The organism is Romboutsia sp. 1001713B170207_170306_H8, assembly GCF_015550495.1.
Classification (GTDB): Bacteria; Bacillota; Clostridia; order Peptostreptococcales; family Peptostreptococcaceae; genus Romboutsia_E.
Genome location: NZ_JADNAX010000006.1, coordinates 25,275 through 47,470 on the forward strand (window position 1 = coordinate 25,275; position 22,196 = coordinate 47,470).

The 22,196-nt window shown below is 26.7% G+C and carries 25 protein-coding genes; 18 read left to right on the plus strand and 7 right to left on the minus strand.

The features are described 5' to 3' along the window. Window positions 1-774, plus strand: a complete 774-nt coding sequence (locus I2A66_RS12055) for a LamB/YcsF family protein (protein WP_147516034.1) — start codon at window positions 1-3, stop codon at window positions 772-774. Window positions 775-795: 21 nt separating this feature from the next. Next, window positions 796-2,064 (plus strand): Nramp family divalent metal transporter, encoded by a 1,269-nt coding sequence (locus I2A66_RS12060; protein ID WP_122639644.1) that lies wholly within the window; start codon window positions 796-798, stop codon window positions 2,062-2,064. 88 nt (window positions 2,065-2,152) lie between these two features. On the opposite strand, the gene I2A66_RS12065 is transcribed toward I2A66_RS12060, so the two are convergent. The 3 genes from I2A66_RS12065 to I2A66_RS12075 all read right to left on the minus strand — a co-directional run bounded on the left by I2A66_RS12065 (window position 2,153) and on the right by I2A66_RS12075 (window position 4,168). Next, window positions 2,153-2,326 (minus strand): hypothetical protein, encoded by a 174-nt coding sequence (locus tag I2A66_RS12065; RefSeq protein ID WP_195251741.1) that lies wholly within the window; start codon window positions 2,324-2,326, stop codon window positions 2,153-2,155. Window positions 2,327-2,369: 43 nt separating this feature from the next. After that, window positions 2,370-2,639, minus strand: a complete 270-nt coding sequence (locus I2A66_RS12070) for a hypothetical protein (protein WP_147516032.1) — start codon at window positions 2,637-2,639, stop codon at window positions 2,370-2,372. Window positions 2,640-2,941: 302 nt separating this feature from the next. Continuing rightward, a complete protein-coding gene (locus I2A66_RS12075) occupies window positions 2,942-4,168 on the minus strand; it encodes a cation:proton antiporter (protein WP_147516031.1) in 1,227 nt (408 codons plus the stop codon). 263 nt (window positions 4,169-4,431) lie between these two features. On the opposite strand from I2A66_RS12075, the gene ymfI reads away from it, so the two are divergent. Further along, entirely contained in the window at window positions 4,432-5,169 is a 738-nt protein-coding gene (gene ymfI / locus I2A66_RS12080; protein WP_122639641.1) for an elongation factor P 5-aminopentanone reductase, read from the plus strand. A 48-nt stretch (window positions 5,170-5,217) separates the two neighbouring features. On the opposite strand, the gene I2A66_RS12085 is transcribed toward ymfI, so the two are convergent. Beyond that, window positions 5,218-5,418, minus strand: coding sequence for a hypothetical protein (locus tag I2A66_RS12085; protein ID WP_122639640.1), 201 nt, complete (start codon window positions 5,416-5,418; stop codon window positions 5,218-5,220). A 557-nt stretch (window positions 5,419-5,975) separates the two neighbouring features. Between I2A66_RS12085 and clpB the strand changes: the two genes are divergently transcribed. After that, window positions 5,976-8,573, plus strand: a complete 2,598-nt coding sequence (clpB, locus tag I2A66_RS12090; protein ID WP_122639639.1) for an ATP-dependent chaperone ClpB — start codon at window positions 5,976-5,978, stop codon at window positions 8,571-8,573. Between the two features lie 88 nt (window positions 8,574-8,661). Here clpB and I2A66_RS12095 read toward each other — a convergent pair whose 3' ends face one another. Continuing rightward, a complete protein-coding gene (locus I2A66_RS12095; protein WP_122639638.1) occupies window positions 8,662-9,513 on the minus strand; it encodes a YitT family protein in 852 nt (283 codons plus the stop codon). A 209-nt stretch (window positions 9,514-9,722) separates the two neighbouring features. Here I2A66_RS12095 and I2A66_RS12100 point away from each other — a divergent pair, with 209 nt between their 5' ends. From I2A66_RS12100 to I2A66_RS12130, 7 genes are all read left to right on the plus strand, one after another. Continuing rightward, window positions 9,723-10,364: a histidine phosphatase family protein gene (locus tag I2A66_RS12100; RefSeq protein ID WP_122639637.1), complete on the plus strand. Its 642-nt coding sequence runs from the start codon at window positions 9,723-9,725 to the stop codon at window positions 10,362-10,364. 14 nt (window positions 10,365-10,378) lie between these two features. Continuing rightward, window positions 10,379-11,584 carry an NAD(P)/FAD-dependent oxidoreductase gene (locus I2A66_RS12105; RefSeq protein ID WP_122639636.1) on the plus strand — a complete coding sequence of 402 codons (1,206 nt, stop codon included), beginning with the start codon at window positions 10,379-10,381 and terminating at the stop codon, window positions 11,582-11,584. A 10-nt stretch (window positions 11,585-11,594) separates the two neighbouring features. Then, window positions 11,595-11,960 (plus strand): chorismate mutase, encoded by a 366-nt coding sequence (gene aroH / locus I2A66_RS12110; RefSeq protein ID WP_122639635.1) that lies wholly within the window; start codon window positions 11,595-11,597, stop codon window positions 11,958-11,960. A gap of 26 nt (window positions 11,961-11,986) precedes the next feature. Then, window positions 11,987-12,637, plus strand: a complete 651-nt coding sequence (gene cmk / locus I2A66_RS12115; protein ID WP_122639634.1) for a (d)CMP kinase — start codon at window positions 11,987-11,989, stop codon at window positions 12,635-12,637. A 17-nt stretch (window positions 12,638-12,654) separates the two neighbouring features. Then, a complete protein-coding gene (locus tag I2A66_RS12120; RefSeq protein WP_147516028.1) occupies window positions 12,655-13,251 on the plus strand; it encodes a lysophospholipid acyltransferase family protein in 597 nt (198 codons plus the stop codon). A gap of 10 nt (window positions 13,252-13,261) precedes the next feature. Continuing rightward, complete coding sequence (locus I2A66_RS12125) at window positions 13,262-14,101, plus strand: 4-hydroxy-3-methylbut-2-enyl diphosphate reductase (protein ID WP_147516027.1); 840 nt, start codon at window positions 13,262-13,264, stop codon at window positions 14,099-14,101. Between the two features lie 98 nt (window positions 14,102-14,199). After that, window positions 14,200-15,162 carry a magnesium transporter CorA family protein gene (locus I2A66_RS12130; RefSeq protein WP_122639631.1) on the plus strand — a complete coding sequence of 321 codons (963 nt, stop codon included), beginning with the start codon at window positions 14,200-14,202 and terminating at the stop codon, window positions 15,160-15,162. A gap of 301 nt (window positions 15,163-15,463) precedes the next feature. Here the strand turns inward: I2A66_RS12130 and I2A66_RS12135 are convergent, their stop codons facing one another. Continuing rightward, window positions 15,464-16,579, minus strand: a complete 1,116-nt coding sequence (locus I2A66_RS12135) for a tyrosine-type recombinase/integrase (RefSeq protein ID WP_195251743.1) — start codon at window positions 16,577-16,579, stop codon at window positions 15,464-15,466. Window positions 16,580-16,813: 234 nt separating this feature from the next. Here I2A66_RS12135 and I2A66_RS12140 point away from each other — a divergent pair, with 234 nt between their 5' ends. The 4 genes from I2A66_RS12140 to trmB all read left to right on the plus strand — a co-directional run bounded on the left by I2A66_RS12140 (window position 16,814) and on the right by trmB (window position 19,609). Further along, a complete protein-coding gene (locus tag I2A66_RS12140; RefSeq protein WP_147516025.1) occupies window positions 16,814-17,410 on the plus strand; it encodes a GNAT family N-acetyltransferase in 597 nt (198 codons plus the stop codon). 1 nt (window position 17,411) lies between these two features. After that, window positions 17,412-18,476, plus strand: coding sequence for a leucine-rich repeat domain-containing protein (locus tag I2A66_RS12145; protein ID WP_122639628.1), 1,065 nt, complete (start codon window positions 17,412-17,414; stop codon window positions 18,474-18,476). A gap of 76 nt (window positions 18,477-18,552) precedes the next feature. After that, window positions 18,553-18,876, plus strand: a complete 324-nt coding sequence (locus I2A66_RS12150; protein ID WP_122639627.1) for a Fe-S cluster assembly protein HesB — start codon at window positions 18,553-18,555, stop codon at window positions 18,874-18,876. Window positions 18,877-18,958: 82 nt separating this feature from the next. Continuing rightward, window positions 18,959-19,609, plus strand: coding sequence for a tRNA (guanosine(46)-N7)-methyltransferase TrmB (gene trmB, locus I2A66_RS12155; protein WP_147516024.1), 651 nt, complete (start codon window positions 18,959-18,961; stop codon window positions 19,607-19,609). Between the two features lie 60 nt (window positions 19,610-19,669). Here trmB and I2A66_RS12160 read toward each other — a convergent pair whose 3' ends face one another. Beyond that, window positions 19,670-19,942 (minus strand): hypothetical protein, encoded by a 273-nt coding sequence (locus tag I2A66_RS12160; RefSeq protein ID WP_122639625.1) that lies wholly within the window; start codon window positions 19,940-19,942, stop codon window positions 19,670-19,672. Between the two features lie 178 nt (window positions 19,943-20,120). Here I2A66_RS12160 and I2A66_RS12165 point away from each other — a divergent pair, with 178 nt between their 5' ends. From I2A66_RS12165 to I2A66_RS12175, 3 genes are all read left to right on the plus strand, one after another. Further along, window positions 20,121-20,777 (plus strand): hypothetical protein, encoded by a 657-nt coding sequence (locus I2A66_RS12165; protein ID WP_122639624.1) that lies wholly within the window; start codon window positions 20,121-20,123, stop codon window positions 20,775-20,777. Window positions 20,778-20,906: 129 nt separating this feature from the next. Beyond that, complete coding sequence (locus I2A66_RS12170; RefSeq protein ID WP_122639623.1) at window positions 20,907-21,167, plus strand: stage V sporulation protein S; 261 nt, start codon at window positions 20,907-20,909, stop codon at window positions 21,165-21,167. A gap of 150 nt (window positions 21,168-21,317) precedes the next feature. After that, entirely contained in the window at window positions 21,318-21,515 is a 198-nt protein-coding gene (locus I2A66_RS12175) for a small, acid-soluble spore protein, H family (protein ID WP_122639622.1), read from the plus strand. The last annotated feature ends 681 nt before the right edge of the window (window positions 21,516-22,196 follow it).

The following is a 22,196-nucleotide window of genomic DNA, read 5'->3' on the forward strand; positions in this document are numbered from 1 at the left end:
ATGTTAAAAGTTGATTTAAATTGTGACTTAGGAGAAAGCTTCGGAAAATATCAATTAGGTTTAGACGAAGACGTAATAAAGTATATATCATCAGCTAATATAGCTTGTGGATTTCATGCATCAGATCCATTAGTTATGGAAAAAACAGTAGATTTAGCTAAAAAAAATAATGTATCTATAGGAGCTCACCCAGGTTATCCTGATTTGTTAGGTTTCGGAAGAAGAAATATGAATATATCTTTAGATGAAGCTAAAGCATATATAAAGTATCAATTAGGTGCACTTTATTCATTTTGTAAATGTAAAAATATAAAGTTATCTCATATTAAACCACATGGTGCATTTTATAATATGGCAGCTGTTGACTATGACCTTGCAAAAAGTATCTGTGAATCTATATACGAATTTGATAAAGAGATTATTTTATTAGGACTTTCTAATAGCCAAATGATTAAAGCTGCAAATGATATAGGAATTAGGTATGCTAGAGAAGTTTTTGCAGATAGAGCTTATGAAGATAATGGTTCCTTAGTCGATAGGAGTAAGGATGGTGCCCTCATAGCTGATGAAAATTTAGCTGTATCCAGAGTTATAGAAATGATAAAGAATAAAAGAGTCAAGACTATAACTGGTAAATACATAGATATTGAAGTTGATTCAATATGTGTTCATGGAGATAGCATTAAGGCATTAGAGTTTGTTAAGACTATAAAAAATAAATTAGAGAATGAAAATATAAAAATAGCACCATTAGATGACATTGTAAAAATTTAAAAAGAAGAAGGGAGTTTTTATATGGAAGCACTAAAAGAAAATAATATAAAAAAAGAAAGTATATTAAAAGAAAGATTAAAAAATATTGGCCCAGGAGCCTTAATAGCAGCAGGATTTATCGGACCGGGAACGATAACTACCGCTACAAAATCCGGTGCAAGTAGTGGGTATACTTTGTTGTGGGCAATGCTATTTTCTACAATAGCTACTATCATATTTCAAGAAATGGCTGCTCGGCTTGGAATCGTAACTCAAAAAGGTCTTGGTGAGAATATAAGAGAGAAAATATCAAATAAAACTCTTAAAGTAATTGCTATATTTATAGTAATAGTTGCAATATTCATAGGTAATATAGCCTATGAAACTGGAAACTTAGTTGGTGGTTCAATAGGTTTATCTACATTAATGCCATCAATACCAAACACAATTTGGGCTCCAATTTTAGGACTAATAGCATTTGTACTTTTATGGTCAGGTAATTATAAAAAAATAGAAAAGATGTTAATTGGCTTAGTATTAGTTATGAGTGTTACTTTCTTTACTACGGCAATAGTATCAAAGCCTGACTTAGGATCAATCATAAAAGGATTGTTCATCCCTAGAGCAGGTACTAATGATTGGTTAACAATAGTTGGTCTTATAGGTACAACTGTAGTTCCCTATAATTTATTTTTACATGCTTCTACTGTATCAGAAAGATGGAAAAATGTAGAAGATATAAAAAATGCTAGAATAGATACAGTTTTATCTATTGGATTAGGTGGATTAATATCTATGGCTGTTATAATATCAGCATCAGCTTCTTTTTATGGTAGTGGTATAGATATAGATAGTGGAGCAGTTATGGCGCAGCAATTAGAACCATTATTAGGTTCTTGGGCAAAATGGTTCTTTGGTATAGGTTTATTTGCAGCTGGTTTCACTTCTACAATAACATCTCCACTATCTGCTGCATTTGCTACAGCAGGTGCTCTTGGATATAAAAAAGACATGAAGAGTATGAAGTTTAAATCTATATGGATGGTAGTTCTTGGTGTGGGTATAATATTAAGTGCTTTAGGAATGTCATCAAGCCCTACAGAATTAATACTTATAGCACAAGCTGCAAATGCTGTAATACTTCCTATAATAGCATTGTTTTTAATATTAGTATTAAATCATAAAGATTTAGGAAAGTATAAGAATAAATTATGGAATAATGTTTTAGGTATATTTATATTAGGTGTAACTTTAGTAATAAGCTATCGTTCATTATTATCGTTTATAACAGCATTGAAAGGATTATTTTAATAACAATATAATAAAAGGCTTACTTAAATATAGTAAGTCCTTTATTATATATAAGACATTAAAAATATAAGATCTACGAAAATACCAATTATTGAGCATAAAATATTTTCGATAATAAGTATTTTGCACAAGCCTTATTATATTGAAGTATTTTACAAGCAAAAACTATTCCAAACGAAATAATCAAGGGTCTAAAACCTGTAACATTTATTAATGAACAAATAACAGCTAGATAAAAATACCCTATATATCCGATTTTCATTTATACTACCTCCTTGAAAGTAGTATTATATACTTTATACTATTTAATTTATTATGTTATTTTGAATATACTCTATACTGTCTTCTATTTTATTAAATATCTTTTGCGATATAAGCATTCTTTCAATACCTTTATATTTAATATAATTATCAAAAACCTTATCTACATTTATATAAATCTTATTTTTTATTTTATTTATATAAATACATCTTGTGTAATCATATTTAATATTAAAAATTACAATTTTATTTGACTTTGTTTGTAATAGCTTATAATTACCTAAATTTATATTAGACTTTATTATATCAAGCATAAAATATAACCTCCAAAGCTTTATGTACAGAGATTATTTCCAATTTATACTTAATTTAATCTTATATCTTAGATTAAATTGCATATATAACAAAAAAGAACAAATGTTTGCATAACTAAAATTGGCACTTTTATATAAATTAAAAATAAAAACTAATATTCAATATAAAATATATACTAGATACAATTATAATATTTGTTTACTAAGAATATGTGATAGTATTTAAGGAATATAGGTAGATAATAGATATTTTATAGACATGATTAACTTTTATAAAATAATAAGTAAAGGCTAGTAGTGCATTATCTACCAGCCCTTATTGTTGTAACAGACTTTTCTTTATGTTTAATATTATTCTCTTTAAAAGCAAATTTTAATAATATAGGAGAAATAATTGTAGTGGCTACGACAACAATTATAACGGGACCTAACATAGATGTTGATATTAACCCTATTGCAGCACCTTTGCTTGCTACTATAAGTGCAACCTCACCTCTAGATACCATACCGATACCTATTTGAATAGATTCCTTATTAGAGAACTTACATAATTTAGCTCCAATACCTGCACCAATTATTTTAGTGATAATAGCAATTATAGTTAAAATTACTGCAAATAATATGACATTTAAATCCATTTTAGGTAATACTACTTTAAGTCCTATACTTGCAAAAAATACAGGAGATAATAAAGCATATGAAACTATATTTAATCTATTTGATATAAACTCTTTTCTATCAATATTAGATAGAACTAAACCTGCAATAAAAGCTCCTGTTATATCAGCAACACCAAATACTTCTTCTGATATATAAGATAATAATAAACAAAATACAAAAGATGCTATTATAAACCTTCTTCTATCTCTGTTTTCATATCTTGACCAAGCCTTAAATACTTTATAAGCTATAAATCCTACTACCCCTACAAAAATAAAGAACACAATTATTTTAAAAAGAACTAAACCTATACTTATTGATGTATCTTTTAAGCTAGTTACAATAGTTAGAGCTATAATTCCCAATATATCGTCTATAATTGCAGCTCCTAGTATAGCTGTACCTGCTTGTGTATTTAATTTACCCATTTCTTTCAATGTTTCTACCGTAATACTAACTGAAGTTGCAGTTAATATTATTCCTATAAATATATTTTGCAAAATAATACTACCGCTAGTTTCGTTATATAATTCTGGAATTCTAAAGAAGTGAGCAAATAAAAATCCTCCTAATAGAGGAATTACAACACCAAGTGAAGCTATTATAAATGAAGCTTTTCCAGTACTCTTAAGTTCTTGTAAATCTGATTCAAGACCTGCGCAAAACATCAAAACAATAACACCTAATTCTGATAATTGTATTATAAAATCTGTTTCACTTAATACATTAAACATAGCTGGCCCAAGTATTAACCCTGCCAGTAGTGCACCAACCACTTGAGGCATTTGGAACTTTTTTGTTATTATTCCAAGTACCTTTGTACTTAACAGTATTAGAGCTAAGTCTAATAAAAAATTATATGACAGCATTTAAACCCATCCCCTTTTTCTCACATAATATTAATATCGGTTGGAAACATCTTTAATAGTTAGTCTAGTTATGTGAGTTAACTTTGTCAACTTGATTTAGCAATAAATAAATCATTATATACTTTATCTTACTTAAATAAATTACATATAGTTACTCTAAAAATAATATTTTTTTAAATAAAATGTTTAAATATAAAAAAATATATTATTTTGATATAATAAACTTTATAAGTACTTATAAATTAATACATAGGAGGATATATATGAATAAAAAGACAGTATTAATTACAGGAGCTTCAAGAGGTATCGGAAGAGCTATTGCAAAAACTTTTGCAGAAAATAACTATAATGTGATAATAAACTATAATAAATCAGAAGAAGAAGCTAAAAATTTATATAATGAACTTAACGATAAAGGATATTCAGTTAGAATTTTTAAAGCTGATGTTTCTAATATAATTGAAGTTAATTCATTGGTAAATTATTGTATAGGCCAATTTGAAAAAATAGATGTTTTAATCAATAATGCAGGTATAAGTAAAACAAATTTATTTACAGATATTACTTATGAAGAATGGAACGAAGTCATGAATGTAAATTTAAATAGTGTATTTTATACAACTAAAAAAGCATTACAATATATGATACCTGAGATGAGTGGTAAAATAATAAATATATCATCTATCTGGGGGATAGCAGGTGGTGCATATGAAGTTCATTATTCAGCTTCTAAAGCAGCATTAATCGGGATGTCAAAAGCTTTAGCTAAAGAACTTGGACCTTCTAATATAACAGTTAACTGTATAGCACCTGGTGTAATAAAAACAGATATGTTAAATAATATAAGTGATGATACTTTAGATATGCTAAAAGAAGAAACACCTCTTATGAGACTTGGAACTCCTGAAGATATCGCAAGATGTGCATTATTTTTAGCAAATGAAGGTGGAGACTTTATTACGGGTCAAGTAATAAGTCCTAATGGTGGATTTATAATATAAATAAGTAAAAGGATGAGTTTGTAAATGCTATCTCATCCTTTTACTTATTTATTCATTTATATCATCAACTTTTTTACCTTCAGGATATGGATTATTGCTATTTATAACTCTAAATCCTACTATATCTGTGGTTTCACTATCAGTACTTTCTTCAATATCTAAAGCATCTTTTATTTGTTTACTTTGATCGTCATATTTATTTAATACAAGTTCTTCAGTCATTGTATCCATATCTTTTATTTTTTTCATTTTATCCTCCTTTATATTATATAAAATTATATATCTATAAATTAGGTTTATATTTTAATAAAATATATATTCAAGAAAATAAAACTTTATTTTGAATAATTTAATACAATATGGTTACTATATTAGTAGTAGATAATTACTTATCTACTTTCTAAGCCTACTATACAAAGCCTAGAGTATTCTATCCGTTTACTAGTATCCTTTGGAGGTTTAGAATAAATGCTTAGGTGACTGCTTACCTGAAAAATAAGCTATTAGATATGTTAAAAGTATTAATATACCCAAATTAACACTTGTGATTAGTTAATGTATCTTTAACCAAAGGAAAGATAAGAACTAAACCCACAAATCATATTTAATAAAGCATAGGGGAAAAAGAGTAGCCTATAAGTTATTCTTTTGTAAAAAGCATTAGATTTGATAGAAAATTCAATCTAATGCTTTTTATTTTGTTAAAATAAAACTATAATAAATTTATGTAGATTAATATTAATTAGTTAGTTTTTGTAAATACTATAAAAAATATCTATTATATAGATATAATTGGAGGGATTTAAATGGATATAGAAAGAATGACTGTAAGAGTTCAAAAAGCTTTAAATGAAGCTTATAATGAAGCTGTAAAGCATCATAATCAACAAGTAGACTCAATACATTTATTTGCTGCTTTAGTTAATCAAGAGGATGGCCTTATCCCTAATATCTTTGAAAAGATGAATATATCTATTGAGTCTTTAAAACAAACTATCGACTCTGAATTAAATAGGCTTCCTCAAATATACGGAGAGGGTGTAAGTTCACAAGGTGTAACTGCATCTAGAAGAATAAATGAAGTTTTAATAAAAGCTGAAGACATATCTAAAGAATTTAAAGATTCATACATAAGTGTAGAACATGTAATGCTTGCTCTTATAGATATGGAATCTAATTCTAACGTTGGTAAAATATTAAAACAATATAATATAAATAAAAATGACTTTTTAAATGTATTATCTCAAGTTAGAGGTAATCAAAGAGTTGAAACTCAAGATCCAGAAGGTACTTATGAAGCTCTTGCTAGATATGGTACTAATTTAGTTGATTTAGCTAAAAAGCATAAATTAGACCCTGTTATAGGTAGAGATGAAGAAATAAGAAGAGTTATTAGAATACTTTCAAGAAGAACTAAAAATAATCCAGTTTTAATTGGTGAACCAGGAGTAGGGAAAACTGCTATAGTAGAAGGTCTAGCTGAGAGAATAGTAAGAGGAGATGTTCCTGAAGGTCTAAAAGATAAAGTCATTTTTTCTCTAGATATGGGTGCATTAATAGCTGGTGCTAAATATAGAGGCGAATTTGAAGAGAGGCTTAAAGCTGTACTTAAAGAAGTTCAAAGTTCTGAAGGTAAAATAATATTATTTATAGATGAAATTCATACTATCGTTGGCGCTGGAAAAACAGAAGGATCTATGGATGCAGGGAACTTAATAAAACCAATGCTTGCTCGTGGAGAATTAAATTGTATTGGTGCAACTACGTTTGATGAGTATAGACAATATATAGAAAAAGATAAAGCTTTAGAAAGACGTTTCCAACCAGTTATAGCTGATGAACCTACCGTTTCAGATACAATATCTATTCTTAGAGGCTTAAAAGAACGTTTTGAGATACATCATGGTGTCAGAATACATGATAGTGCAATAGTAGCTGCTGCTAAATTATCAGATAGATATATATCAGATAGATTTTTACCAGATAAAGCAATCGATTTAATAGATGAAGCAGGTGCTATGATACGTAGTGAAATAGATTCAGTTCCAACTGATTTAGATATCGTAAGAAGAAAGTTATTTACATTAGAAACTGAAAGAGAAGCTTTATTAAAAGAAAATGATGAAAAAAGTAAAAAGAGATTAGAAAAAACAATTAAAGAAATAGCTGAATTAAAATCTAAAAATGATGAAATGACTGCAAAATACGAAAAAGAAAAAGGTCAAATACTAGAAATAAGAAATTTAAAAACTCAATTAGATGAAGCTAAAGGAAATGTTGAAAAATATGAAAGAGAGTATGACTTTAATAAAGCAGCTGAAGTTAAATATGGAGTAATACCAAAGCTAGAAGAACAAATAAAAGCATGTGAAGAAAATATGCAAAAAAGTTATGAAAATGCTTTATTAAAAGAAGAAGTTACTGAAAATGAAATTTCTGAAATTGTTGCTAAATGGACAGGAATACCAGTTACAAAGCTAATGGAAGGAGAAAGAGAAAAGCTTCTTAAATTAGAAGATGACCTTCATAACAGGGTAATTGGTCAAGATGAAGCAGTAACAGCTGTTGCTAATGCAGTAATTAGAGCAAGAGCTGGTCTTAAAGATGAAAATAAACCAATAGGTTCATTTATATTCTTAGGACCTACAGGTGTTGGAAAAACAGAACTTGCGAAAACTTTAGCTAATAATTTATTTGATAGTGAAGAAAATATTATTAGAATCGATATGTCTGAATACATGGAAAAACATGCAGTATCTAGACTAATAGGACCTCCTCCTGGATATGTAGGATATGAAGAAGGTGGTCAATTAACAGAAGCAGTAAGAAGATCTCCTTATTCAGTAATATTATTTGATGAAATAGAAAAGGCTCATGAAGATGTATTCAATTTGTTTTTACAGATATTAGATGATGGTAGACTTACAGATAATAAAGGTAAAACTGTAGACTTTAAGAATACACTTATAATAATGACATCAAATATAGGAAGTAGCTATTTATTAGAAGCTAAAAATGGTTATATAAACGAAGAAACAAAAGAATTGGTAATGAATGAAATGAAACGTAGATTTAAACCAGAGTTTTTAAACAGAGTAGATGACATAATTATGTTTAAACCTCTTGATAAAAATGAAATCAAGAAAATCATCGATATCTTTATGTCTGACTTAAGAAGAAGATTAAGTGAGAAAAATATATCTGTAGAAGTTACTGATGTTGCTAAAGATATAATGGCTAAAGAAGGTTATGATCCTGTATATGGTGCAAGACCACTTAAAAGATATATAGGAAATACTTTAGAAACTATTATAGCGAGAATGATCATAGCAGGTACAATATATAGTGGTTGTACTATAGTTGTAGATGGAGAAGATGAAAATATAGATATACATGTTAAATAAATAATATATCACTTTAGATAAATAATAAAAATAGCAATATGTTAGTGTACTAAATCTAAACATATTGCTATTTTTTATATGCATTTAATTAAAGTCTTTTAAATCCTTCTCCTATTGTTTCAAATGTATCACTTATTATTATAAAAGCATTTGGGTCTATAGTCTTTACCAACTTTTTCATAGTTACAACTTGTTTTTTTGATACTACAACTAAAAGTACATTTTTATTATTTTTAGTATAGAATCCTTCTCCTTTTAAAATAGTAGCTCCTCTATCAAGTTCTTCCATAATTGAGCTTCCTATTTCTTGATATTTATCAGATATTATAGTGAAAGAACTTGATGTATTTATACCTTCTACTATAATATCACTTACCTTTACAATTATATATAATGCTATAGCAGAATAAAGAGCAATTTCTATATTTCCACTTACTATACCAGAAAGAATTACTATTACTCCATCAGCACATCCCATAAGCATCGATATACTAATAGATGGCATAAATTTATTAGCTAATACCCCAATTAAATCGGTTCCACCTGTACTACCATTTATTCTAAATATTAATCCTAAGGAAATACCCATTATAATTGCACCTGATATAGTTGATAATAAAACATCATTTGTTATATGAATAGATCCTAATCCTTCTGTTAATTTTAATGATAAGGTAAGAAATGTTATACCTAAAGCTGTTTTAAATGAATCTTTTTTACTTAAAATTCTATAAGCAAATAAAAAAAGAGGTATATCTACACTTATATTAATTAGCCAAATAGGTATTCCTGTAAGTGTACTTACTAATATAGATACCCCTGTTAACCCACCTGGCGCTATATCATGAGGATCAAAAAACATATTTATAGATATTGCCATAAGTAAGCAACCTATAATTAATATAAAAACATCACTAATACTTAGTTTTGTATTTTTCATATTGCCCTTCCTCCAGTTATAAAATTTATATTATATATATTTCTATTAAATTAATTTCATACCTTCTTATAACTTATATGTTTAACTTAACCAATAACCTCAGTCATATACTCGAATTCAAAGTTAAAATATCTTTATTAAATAATATATGATATAATAAAAAGTTGGTAAAAGCTAAAAATAAATAAAAGATGATTTAGGAGGGCATTATGGCAAATACATTTTACATAGTAAGACATGGTGAAACTAATTGGAATATACTAGGTAAAACTCAAGGACATGGAAACTCTAATCTAACACAAAAAGGTAAAGAGCAAGCATCAACACTTGCCAAGAGTATGAAAAAATATCCTATTAATTATATATATACTAGTGATTTAGGTAGAGCTATAGAAACTGCAGATATAATTGCAAATGAATTAAATCTAGAAGCTAAGCAAACTTCAAGTTTAAGAGAAATGGGATTTGGTGTATGGGAAGGCTTATTAATAGATGAAATAAAAGAAACTTATGGTGACATGTATAGTATATGGAGAAACTCTCCTCACTTAGTAGATATTCCAGGTGGAGAAACCTTATCTATAATTAGAGATAGAGTTAATGAATTTATAACAGAATTAAATGAAAAGTATGATAATAAGCATATAGTCTTAGTAAGTCATTCAGTAACTGTAAGAGTTATTCTTTTATCTTGTTTAGCTTCAGGACTTGAAAATATATATAGAATAAAACAAGATAATACAGCTTTAAATATTGTTGAATTTAGAAACTATGGTCCTGTTGTTATAAAAATGAATGATACAAGCCATTTTAAGACTAATTACAATACCAATAAATCAGCATTAGAATAAAGGAGAGTACCTATATGGCAAAAGTTATAGTAGTTGGAGGAGGACCATCTGGTATGATGGCAGCTCTAACAGCTTCAAAACAACATGAGGTTACATTAATAGAAAGAAATAGTGAGTTAGGAAAGAAACTTAAGTTAACTGGTGGAGGAAGATGCAATATAACTAATAATAGAGACATTGAAGAATTCTTTGAGAAGGTAGTTAATAATAAAAAATTCTTATATAGTAGTTTTTATACATTTACAAATAGAGATTTATTAAACTATTTTTCTAATAAAAACTTAGAGTACAAAGTTGAAGAACATAACGACCAAAAAGTTTATACTAAAAGTGACAAAGCTGAAGAAGTAATAAATACTTTACAACATGATTTAATAAGTAACAACGTAAATATAATGTATAATACAAAAGTAGTTGATCTTATAGTTGAAGATAGTATTGTAGTAGGAGTTATAACTGAAAATAATAAGCGTATATTTGCAGATAAGGTTATTATCTCTACTGGTGGTAAGAGTTATGAAAGTACTGGTTCTGATGGTTTGATGTATGATATTTTAAAAAGATATAACCATACTGTAACTCAAATTTACCCAGCTTTAATTCCTCTTACTATAGAGGAGCATTGGATAAAAAACTTACAAGGAATATCACTTCAAAAAGTCGAATTATCTTGTAAAAAGAAAAAGATATCTAAAGTAGGAGATATGTTATTTGCACATTTCGGCATTACTGGACCTTGTGTACTTATAATGTCATCATATATTAATAAAATGCTTTCCAATGGAAAGGTAATACTTACAATAGATACTTTACCTAATATGAGTATAGAAGAACTCTCTAGTATTTTAAGAGAAAATCCTAATAAAAATGTAATTAATAATTTAAAAGGAGTTCTTCCTCAAAATTTCTTAAAGGCAATATTTGATGTCCTTAACTTAAGTGATAAAAAAGCTAATGAACTATCTAAAAAAGATGAAAATAGAATTCTAGAGTATTTAAAGAATATGCAGCTTACTTGTAATGGTTCTTTAAGTATAAAAGCTTCTCAAGTAACTAGCGGAGGTATTTCTGTTAAAGAAATAAATTCATCTACTTTAGAATCTAAAATAATCAAAAATTTATATCTTACAGGAGAAGTTATTGATATAGATGCTGAAACAGGTGGGTATAATCTACAAATAGCATTTTCAACAGGTTATCTTGCAGGATTAAGTGTATAGGTGATATATTATGAAAGTTTTAGCAATAAGAGGAGCGACAACGGTTAATTACAATACCAAAGAAGATATTTTAAAAGAAACAACATTGCTTATAAATGATATAATAAAAAGTAATGGTTTACATAGCGATGATATAATAAGTATGTGCTTCACTATGACAAGTGATTTAGATGCAGCATATCCGGCAGTTGCTGTTAGAGAGAATTTAGAATTAATTGATATACCTTTACTAAATTTTGAAGAAAAATATATAGTTGGAAGTTTAAGAAAATGTATAAGAGTATTAATTTATATTAATAGCAAAAAAGAAAAAAAAGATATAAATCATATTTATTTAAATGAAGCTAAAATTTTAAGACCGGATTTAATAAAATAAAATTAGACAAAATAGGAGAAACAAGTATGAATAATTTAGTAATAGCAGTTGATGGACCAGCAGGCGCAGGAAAAAGTACAATAGCGAAGATAATAGCAGAAAAGCTAAATATAAACTATATAGATACAGGAGCTATGTATAGAGCTATAACTTATAAATGTTTAAAAAACAACATAGATATAAATAATGAGGAAGAAGTTATAAAGATAGCTAAGAATACTGACATAGACTTTAGAGACAATAACCTATATCTAGATAAAGAAGTTGTTAAAGAAGAAATAAGAACTATGGAAGTTAGCAATAATGTTTCAAATGTAGCTAAAATAAAAGAAGTTAGATATCTTATGGTAGATGTCCAAAGAGAAATAGGTCAAAGAAACTCTGTTATATTAGATGGAAGAGATATAGGTTCTTATGTATTCCCTAATGCAGACTACAAATTCTTCTTAGTAGCAACACCAGAAGAAAGAGGAATGAGACGTTTCAAAGAACTTACTGAAAAAGGATATGAAACATCTTTAGAAGAAATAATAAAAGATATAATAAAGAGAGATGAAATAGATTCTAATAGAGAATTTGCTCCGTTAGTAAAAGCTGATGATGCTATAGAAATAGATACTACTGGAAAAAGTATAACTGAAGTAGTTGAGTCTGTTTTAGCGAAAGTAAGTCTTTAAATATAAGGGGAGATAGAATGAATTTTTATAAATTTACAATTAAATCATTTAAATTATTTTCTAAAACATTTTTTAAATATAGAGTCATAGGGGCTGAAAATATTCCTAATGAAGGTAACTTAGTAGTTGCAGCTAATCATAAGTCTAACCTGGACCCAATATTTATTGCAGCTGCAATTGAAAATAGAGAAGTAGCTGCAGTTGCAAAAAAGGAATTATTTAAAATAAAACCATTAGCTTATATTTTAGATAAATTAAATGTTATACCTATAAATAGAGAAAACCCTGATATATCTACTATAAAAAATATTTTAAAAGCTATAAAAAATGGGTATGTATTAGGTATATTCCCTGAAGGAACAAGAATTAAAGAACCAGGATTTGGAGAAGCTAAAGCTGGTTTATCTATGTTTGCAATAAAAGGAAAAGCTGTAGTGGTTCCTATATCTATAATATCCAATTATAAACTATTTAATAGGGTTACTATATATATAGATAAACCTATATCATTTGAAGAATATTATAGAGAAAAACTTACTACTAAAGATTATGAGAGATTATCTCAAAATATATTAGAAGTAATAAAGGAAAACTACTATATAAATTCAAAATAGGAGATAACATATGAAAGTTAAAATAGCTAAAAATGCTGGCTTTTGCTTCGGTGTAAAAAGAGCTATGAATATGGCTTGGAACGAATTAGAACAAAGAGACAGTGGAGTATATGCCTTAGGTCCACTTATTCATAATAAGCAAGCTGTATCAAAGTATGAAGAAAAAGGCCTTAAGACAGTTGATAATCTAAATGAAATACCATCTAATGAAAGTGTAATAATAAGATCTCATGGTGTTGGAGAAAGTGTATATACAAAGTCTGAAAGTAAAGAAATTACTATTATAGATACAACTTGTCCTTTTGTAAAAAAGATTCATAATCTAGCTAAAGACTATAGTGATAAAGGTTACAAGATAATAGTGATCGGAGATAAAAACCATCCTGAGGTAATAGGTATAAATGGATGGTGCAAAGAAGATGCTATTATAATAAAAACTTTAAATGAAATCGATGATATAGACTTTGATTTAAATAAAAAATACTGTGTTGTATCTCAAACGACAATAAATCCTGAATTATATAATTCTATAGTAGATAAACTTTCAAAAATATTAGATGATGTTATATATAAAAATACAATATGCTCAGCTACAAAAGAAAGACAACAATCAGCTAGAGAATTATCCAATGAAGTAGATTGTATGATCGTTATAGGTGGTAAACATAGTTCAAATACTCAAAAACTTGTAGATATATGTAAGGATATAGTTCCTACATTTGCAATAGAAACGAAAGATGAACTAAATAAAGAAGATTTAGGTAAATACAATGTAATTGGTGTTACAGCTGGTGCATCAACTCCAGATTGGATAATATCGCAAGTTATAGATTTTATCCAATCTATATAAAAAAGAGAAGCTTAAGCTTCTCTTTTTTCTTTTGTAGTATAAAATATTCTAAAACTCACATATTAAAGTAAGACGTAAAAATCTTAAAAGGTGATTATATGCATATACTAGATTTAACATCTAATGAAATGTTAGATAATATTGATGATACATCTTATAAAAAAAGTAACTATAATCTAATATTATGTACTCCAGATGAGTTAAAGTCATTAAAAGATACATTAGAAATAGATGAAGTTACATTTGATGAGTGTTTAGAATTTGATGATAGTATGAAGTTAGACATATTTGAAAAATACGATTTTATAAGTCTAAATACATACCAATTAGATAAAAGAACACTTCTTCTTGAAGAGATAAATATGTATTTGTCAGATAAGTTTATATTAATAGTTGTGAAAGAAGATCATTTTTTATACGATTATATAAAAGATTTGATGAGTAATAAAAGGTTTATAAATTCAAATCCTACAGTTGTACTTTATAGAGTGAACTATTTAATATTTAAAAAGATAATGCTAAATGGATTTGAAAATTTAGAATTAATAGAAGATATGATATTAGAAATGGAAGACAATATAATGAATGGAACATCAGATAAAAATATATCTGATATAAATGAAATAAGAAATTTAACTAGAATTATAGTAAAAAACACAAGACCATTACTATACATTGGTGACAGGATATTAAAAGAGGATATAAGATATATGAAGAGTTCTAAAATGAAAAAGCATGGTATATCATTAGAAAATTTACAAAATATTGATTTTGGGATAGATAAGCTATATAGTTTTGCTATATCTACAAGAGAACTTGCTGATAGGTTATTAGACATATACTCTTCACAAGTAGCAGAGAAGACTAATTCATTAATAACAAAACTTACTATATTGACAGGTATAGCTTCTCCCCTTACAATTATTACCGGTATATATGGTATGAACTTCAAATATATGCCAGAACTAAATAATCATTATTCTTATTTTATAACTTTATTAATTATGTTGGCAATTGTCATTGTAAGTTTAATCACACTAAAAATCAAAAAAATACTCTAAGTTTACATAATAAAATTATTTTAAACATAGAGTATTTTTTATTAAATAAAAAAGTTGGTAATTTATTAAACTTAGTTTTGATAAGCGAATTTTTATAAATTTTATGAAAATTATCTAAAAAACTTCTATTTTTTTGTTTATTTTTAGCAATTTCTATTATTAGCCTCTAAAATCGATTTTAAGGACATTTGTATTTTTTACGATTAAATACATTATGTATTTTTTGTAATGTGTTTAAAATCGAATATAGAAGGTGGATTTTTTTACGATTCCCTATTGTGTTTACCATATTAATATTATGTTAACTAAGTTTAAATAGACTTTCTGAAATTTTATCTGAAGCTTCTTTATCCATTTCTTTAAGTACATGAGAATATATATTAAGTGTAGTATTGATATTAGAATGACCAACTCTTTCTGATATCACTTTTATGGGAACTTTAGAGTTTATAAGTAAAGTTACATGAGAATGCCTTAAGTCATGAAATCTTATATGATCTAAATTATTTTTTTCTAAAAATCTAGAAAACTTCCTGCTGAGTACATCTTGAGCTATAGGCATACCATTTTTATCAAAAAATATAAAATTATTATCTTTTTTGATAATACCTCTCAATTTAAGTTCTATGCATTTACGTTTGTGTTCTCTTAGTAAGTTTATGATTTCTAATGGAGCAGATATAGTCCTTATAGATGCATCTGTTTTAGGGCTTTTTAAAATAACCTTTCCATTAGAGCGTACAGTTATCTTATTTATTGTTATATGCTTTTCTTCAAAATCTATATTGTCCCAAGTTAAACCTAATATTTCTGATATTCTCAAACCCAATCCAACAGCTAGCACTATAGGTAGCTCTAACTCTGTATTCTTAGATATGTTCAATAATTTCAACATATTTTCTTGATTGTATATCTTATTTTTGAATTTTTTAGACTTTGGAATTTCTATATATTCCACTACATTATCTCTAATTAACTTAAGCCTATAAGCTCTTCTTAAAGCTAAATTTAAGATATTGATATGTATTTTTATAGTTTGAGGACTTAATATTCCTACTAAATCATCTACATAGTTTTGTATGTGAATAGGTTTTAAGTCTTCTAATTTTATGCTTCCTATTATGGGGATTATATATTTATTACAAATTCTAAGGTAATTATTATATGTAGTTATAGATATATTTTCTTTATATTTTTCTAAAAACTCTAATATGTGATTTTTTAATGTTACCTTATTAGGAGTTAAAAAGTCATCATTATAAATTTCATCTTTTAACTCAACTAATCTTTTATTTGCATCTCTTTTCTTTTCGAATGATCCCATATTTTTCTGCTTTTTCTTTCCGCTCTCTGGATCTTTATATTCTAAATAAACTATATAGTTTTTACTTCTTTTTCTTATAAAAACAAAACTCATGTTATTCCTCCAAATTGTTTTATATAAATGATTTTATCATAAAACTTCTACAAAAAACAGTTTAAAATTCTGACATATAACTGACATAAAAGAAACTTCGTAGTATAAACTCGTTGAAAATACGCATTTATTAAAAAATGGCATAAAAGTATATATTTTATGTTTCTATGAACGAATATATTCTCTAAATCATAAAGTATATAGAAAGTTATATAAACTCAAAGGGGGTTGAGTATGAAAAACAGTACTTATCCTCAAATGAAAATTATAAAAACTAATCGATGTATATTAAGACCTGCAACATTAGAAGATGCAAATGATATGTTTGAATACTACAGTCAAAGCAAAGTTGTTAAATATCTCCCAATGCAAAAGCACAATACCATAGCAGATACAAAAAGATTCATCAAAACATTCTTTTTAAGCAACTATAAAAAAGGAAATATCGGTCACTTCGCTGTTGTATTCAAAGAGAATAGTAAAACTATAGGTAATGTAGGATTCAATAACATAACCAGCACTTCTAAAGAAGGAGAAATAGGAATATGCATCAATCCTAAATATTGGGGCCTTGATTTATCATCAGAGTTAGCTTTAGCTATGTTAAGATATGGATTTGAGGATCTTAATTTACAAAAAATAATAGCGATTACATTTGAAGACAATAATTATTCACGAAAATCTCTTGAGAAGCTTGGTTTTAACTACTTAGGAGTATTTAAGAAGAACCTTCATTCTTCTATATCTAGTCTAGTAACTTGTCATAAGTACGAAATGTCACAAGAGTATTATTTTAAAAGATTAAACAAAAAATATAAAAGGAATGATTAATTTGGCGAATGTTAATGACGATAATTGGATAAATAAACATTTAAAATTTTCTATAGCCCGAGCGTGTAACAAAAAAGAAAAAGATATAACAAAAGAATTTCTAAGTAAGTTGACAGAGCTTAACTTATCAGAGCAAAGCATAAAGAGTTTACATGGGTTACAATATGCGAGAAGCTTAAATAATCTTATCCTTAATAAAAACTACATTAAAACAGCAGACGAAATAAGTAATTTATCAAATTTAGAAAATCTAGAATTAAGCGAAAATAGAATAGAAAATATCTCTTTTTTACCTAAACTAAAAAAACTTAAAAGTGTCAGTTTGGATTATAACAATATACGCAACATCCCCAATTTATCAGAATTAAAGCACCTAGATTTAATAAATATCTCCAATAACCGTATAGATGATTTTTCTTTTATGAATTCCCTAGTAAATAAAGAAATAAAAATAATAGCCAGCGAACAATTAGTATGCTTAAATCCTATATTTGTAAATCAAGGAGACAATTACATTTTTAAACCCACTATAATATGGGAGGATAATAACATTATTTCTTGCAACAACGTACAAGTTACCGGTAAGTACAGTGATTTATATACAGATGAAAGACCTTCACTTTTATATTCTATTTCAAAAATAATAATAAAAAATATTTGTTCAGACTGCCTTGTTAAAGCGGATTTTTATCACGAGGTTCCTTTTTTTAAGTCAGGTTTATTAAGCGGAGTTCTTATACAACCATTACTTTTAAATGTAAGTAATGCTTCTTTTAGCTTAGAGAGTACAAATCCTAATATATATTCTATATCAGGAAAACTAGTTCTTAACGATTCTGATACATTAAATAACAAAGTAATTACAATAATAGATTCTAACGGTAATAAATATTATAGCACTACAAATAGTAACGGAATGTATACTTTTAATAACTTAAAAGAAGATAGATACACATTATTATTTCCATTTCTTAATGATTATAACTATGTAACTCCAAGCTTATATGTAATAAATTTAAAAGATAAAAAATCTATCAATATCGATGCCTTTGTATCTTCTGTTTAGATAAAATAAAATGTTTGATTCTTTTTTATAATGGTATATAATATATATATCTAAGAAATAGAGAGGAATTGATTAAATGAAAGTTACTTTACCACAAACAGCAATCGATACATTAAACAAAATAATAGGAGAAAATGCAGATAAACCATCAAGCATAAGAATATACTTTGCAGGTTTTGGATGCAGTGGTCCATCATTTGGTCTTGCTTTAGATGAGCAAAATAGTTCAGATGTAACATTTGACCATGAAGGATTACATTTCGTAATGGATCAAGCAGAATACGCTCAATACGGAGACGTGACTATAGAAGATACTGGATATGGATTCAGAATAGTAGTAGAAAACATGCCTGAAGGTGGCGGCGGTTGCAGTGGAGGATGCTCTGGTTGCGATTGTTAATTAGATTATATTAATAGAGTATTGGCTTAAAGCTAATACTCTATAATTTTTTACAAATTTATTACAACTTAAGGAGAGGCCAATGAGAAGAAGAAAGAAAAAAGGATCCGATGAGAAATTAATCAGTTATACAAATTATGTAATAAAAGAAAATATAGAAGATTTAAAAGGTAATTGGAGTCTAAAATTTAAAAATGAAAATCCTATATATGTAGAATTTGGTACAGGAAGAGGAAAGTTTATAACAACTTTAGCAAAGCAAAATCCAAATATAAACTATATAGCTATGGAAATTAAAGAAGAAGTACTATTAAAAGCTGTAGAAAAAGCAGATGAGGCCAAGTTAGATAATATCCTATTTGTATGGGGGAATGTAAACAATATTCTAGACTTCTTTGATAAAGGAGAGATAAGCCGAGTATATGTTAATTTTTGTGATCCATGGCCAAAGAAAAGGTGGTCAAAAAGAAGGTTAACACACTCTAACTTCCTTGATAAATATAAAGAAATACTATCAGACGAAGGAGAATTACACTTCAAAACTGACAACCAAGACTTATTTGAATTTAGTTTAAATGAAATAGCTTCTAACAATTGGTTATTAAAAAATATATCACTAGATTTAGCTAAGAATACAGAGATAAACAATGTAACTACAGAATATGAAGATAAATTTATGTCACAAGGTATGAAAATATTTAGATGTGAAGCTTCTAAGCGACTTACATTATAATTAAACTACAAAGCACCCAAATAGGATAATCGAAGTTCAATTATCCCATTTGGGTGCTTTTTAAAATAAATTTCGATCTCTAGTAGTAGAATAAACTCCTAATAATACAACAGCACAATATATAGCATATAATGCAACCTTTACTTCTTGTATTGTTACTGTAGTAGATATTTCATTACCTTCTGGTAAAACTACTAATATAGCCGATATACCTATAAGTAATGGATTTATAACAATTTGTTTATCAGTTCTTAATATCATTATTTTACCTATCCAAATAATAGTTAATACTATAAATGCTATTTTAAGTACAAATTCTGCAGTATCCAACATAATAAAACGCCTCTCATTCGGTGGATTAACACCATCGTAAATTAATTTAGTTTTCAGTATATAAATTATAATACTTTTCATAAAAAATATAAATAGAAAATTAACAATAAATAGAATATGATATATTTATAAGTTTTAAATCATACTTATTATTATACATATTATTAGGGGGGATAACATGAATTCGCATTTCTCAAACTATTACACAGAAGCTCTCGGTGCAATAATTGGAGTTTTTACAAGTTTATACGCCTATTTGAATGGTTGGATGTATGTATACGGAAATATAAATAGAAATTTCGATTCATTAAGCTTTGGAGGAGTAATTGCCAGTTACTTTTTATTGCCGCTTTGTGTAATTATGTTGATTCTATCAGCAATAAACACATATACAAACGAAAAATATATTTTCAATATACCAATAAGTACTATAAATAAAGCTATATGCATTATAACTGTTATAATTGGATTATTAGGAGCTAAAGCTTACTTTTTAATACCTTCAATTTTTATTTTATTCAACATATATAAGGAATGGTTTAAAGTAAAAATTAAGAGGATAAATGAAGAAAGTGTCAATAATGATGAAGGAGAACAAATGTTCTTAACAAAATCATTCTCCAATAAAATATTAGAAAATGATCTTGAAAATGTATTTTTTACAGAACAAGAAAAGGAATTAGCTCTAGAAAAAGAAATAAAAACACTAGCAACAAAAAAAGTCATGGCATTAGAGCTTTTAGAAAAAAAATCTGATCCTCAATTTATAATGGAAATTACAGGTTTAACATTAAAAGAAATCCAAGAATTAAAAAAGCAAGAAGCTAAAAGCTAAATTCACTTATATTTAATAATATATGTATAAAAATTAAAGGTATTTTTTAGTTTAATATCGAAGTATAATTTAAACAAAGTTAATTTAGTACTGTAGATATTTTAAATAATACAAAAGGAGGATATTGAAATGGAAGTATTAAAAGTTTCATCAAAATCTAATCCTAATTCTGTGGCAGGAGCTCTAGCAGGAGTACTAAGAGAAAAAGGAAACGCAGAAATCCAAGCTATCGGTGCTGGCGCATTAAATCAAGCTATAAAGTCAGTAGCAATCGCAAGAGGATTTGTAGCTCCAAGTGGTATGGATTTAGTTTGTGTTCCAGCTTTTACAGACATTGAAATTGACGGAGAGCAAAAAACAGCTATAAAATTAATAATAGAACCTAGATAATAATTAGGATAATAAATAAAAAAGCAACAAGCTATTTTTAAGCTGTTGCTTTTTTATTTACTTATAAACTTGATCAAATGCATAAAATAATCTTTAATGGTAAGTATAAATAAAGTAATAAAATAGTATATTATCATTTAGGAGGATTTTATGCAATTAAGAAGAGCTATGGAGATAGTAAATTCAAAAGATTCAAATACAAATGTCAATTCAAAGATTTTCTATAAAGAGAATCAGGTTAATATCATAAGTGTAGATAACAATATTGGTACTGCATATGTTGAATCTATGGATGGAAACTATAAATATGAAGTAAGCCTAGAACAATTAAATGAAGTTTTATATTAAATTACATACAAATAATTAATTAATGAGAATTTACTTAGTTTATTTAAATTTTATGAAGCTAAACTAAATAAATTCTCCTAAGCCTAAAATAGTTTAATCTTAAAGCTATAGCTAGTAATCATAAATATTATTATTTTTAAGTAGTAATTTCTAAATCGTTTGTTTAATTCCATTCTAAAAAATAGGTTAGTCTAGTAGGGTAATTTGATAGAGAAGGGTTTTATTAAAATCGTCAAATAGGATTAACTTAATATGAAGCTATATATAATGAAAAGAAAGTAAATGTGTTAAAGGTTAAAGTTTATAAAATAGAATAAATAAATGATCATATCTTATTAAAACAACTCATGAAGCCGATAAATTAAAGTAAATAACAATAATAACCATATTTAATTAAGTAAAATAAAATTTCTACGACGGAGCGAATTAATTTTATTAAGTTTAAATTAAAATCAAGCAATCTTAATAAAAATACAATTTTTCACACATATATATACATACGTAATGATATTTTGAATAAATTTGTAGATATATGTATATAAATATCTATACATATATAATGCGTAAGAATATACATTTTATAACATAGTTGCTGTAAATTAAATTTATATATGTATATAAAAACTAAATATATATAATATCTGCGTATATGTATGTACAAAGGAGTAGTTATAATAATCA

Bases quoted from the DNA above. Each gene is read 5' to 3' on its own strand.
- I2A66_RS12160 (WP_122639625.1), bottom strand. From the start codon at position 19,942: ATGTTGGATACTGCAGAATTTGTACTTAAAATAGCATTTATAGTATTA.
- I2A66_RS12170 (WP_122639623.1), top strand. From the start codon at position 20,907: ATGGAAGTATTAAAAGTTTCATCAAAATCTAATCCTAATTCTGTGGCA.
- I2A66_RS12175 (WP_122639622.1), top strand. From the start codon at position 21,318: ATGCAATTAAGAAGAGCTATGGAGATAGTAAATTCAAAAGATTCAAAT.
- I2A66_RS12105 (WP_122639636.1), top strand. From the start codon at position 10,379: ATGGCAAAAGTTATAGTAGTTGGAGGAGGACCATCTGGTATGATGGCA.
- ymfI (WP_122639641.1), top strand. From the start codon at position 4,432: ATGAATAAAAAGACAGTATTAATTACAGGAGCTTCAAGAGGTATCGGA.
- I2A66_RS12130 (WP_122639631.1), top strand. From the start codon at position 14,200: ATGCATATACTAGATTTAACATCTAATGAAATGTTAGATAATATTGAT.
- I2A66_RS12125 (WP_147516027.1), top strand. From the start codon at position 13,262: ATGAAAGTTAAAATAGCTAAAAATGCTGGCTTTTGCTTCGGTGTAAAA.
- I2A66_RS12085 (WP_122639640.1), bottom strand. From the start codon at position 5,418: ATGAAAAAAATAAAAGATATGGATACAATGACTGAAGAACTTGTATTA.
- I2A66_RS12140 (WP_147516025.1), top strand. From the start codon at position 16,814: ATGAAAAACAGTACTTATCCTCAAATGAAAATTATAAAAACTAATCGA.
- I2A66_RS12150 (WP_122639627.1), top strand. From the start codon at position 18,553: ATGAAAGTTACTTTACCACAAACAGCAATCGATACATTAAACAAAATA.
- aroH (WP_122639635.1), top strand. From the start codon at position 11,595: ATGAAAGTTTTAGCAATAAGAGGAGCGACAACGGTTAATTACAATACC.
- clpB (WP_122639639.1), top strand. From the start codon at position 5,976: ATGGATATAGAAAGAATGACTGTAAGAGTTCAAAAAGCTTTAAATGAA.
- I2A66_RS12070 (WP_147516032.1), bottom strand. From the start codon at position 2,639: ATGCTTGATATAATAAAGTCTAATATAAATTTAGGTAATTATAAGCTA.
- I2A66_RS12135 (WP_195251743.1), bottom strand. From the start codon at position 16,579: ATGAGTTTTGTTTTTATAAGAAAAAGAAGTAAAAACTATATAGTTTAT.
- trmB (WP_147516024.1), top strand. From the start codon at position 18,959: ATGAGAAGAAGAAAGAAAAAAGGATCCGATGAGAAATTAATCAGTTAT.
- cmk (WP_122639634.1), top strand. From the start codon at position 11,987: ATGAATAATTTAGTAATAGCAGTTGATGGACCAGCAGGCGCAGGAAAA.
- I2A66_RS12100 (WP_122639637.1), top strand. From the start codon at position 9,723: ATGGCAAATACATTTTACATAGTAAGACATGGTGAAACTAATTGGAAT.
- I2A66_RS12120 (WP_147516028.1), top strand. From the start codon at position 12,655: ATGAATTTTTATAAATTTACAATTAAATCATTTAAATTATTTTCTAAA.
- I2A66_RS12095 (WP_122639638.1), bottom strand. From the start codon at position 9,513: ATGAAAAATACAAAACTAAGTATTAGTGATGTTTTTATATTAATTATA.
- I2A66_RS12060 (WP_122639644.1), top strand. From the start codon at position 796: ATGGAAGCACTAAAAGAAAATAATATAAAAAAAGAAAGTATATTAAAA.
- I2A66_RS12065 (WP_195251741.1), bottom strand. From the start codon at position 2,326: ATGAAAATCGGATATATAGGGTATTTTTATCTAGCTGTTATTTGTTCA.
- I2A66_RS12075 (WP_147516031.1), bottom strand. From the start codon at position 4,168: ATGCTGTCATATAATTTTTTATTAGACTTAGCTCTAATACTGTTAAGT.
- I2A66_RS12055 (WP_147516034.1), top strand. From the start codon at position 1: ATGTTAAAAGTTGATTTAAATTGTGACTTAGGAGAAAGCTTCGGAAAA.
- I2A66_RS12165 (WP_122639624.1), top strand. From the start codon at position 20,121: ATGAATTCGCATTTCTCAAACTATTACACAGAAGCTCTCGGTGCAATA.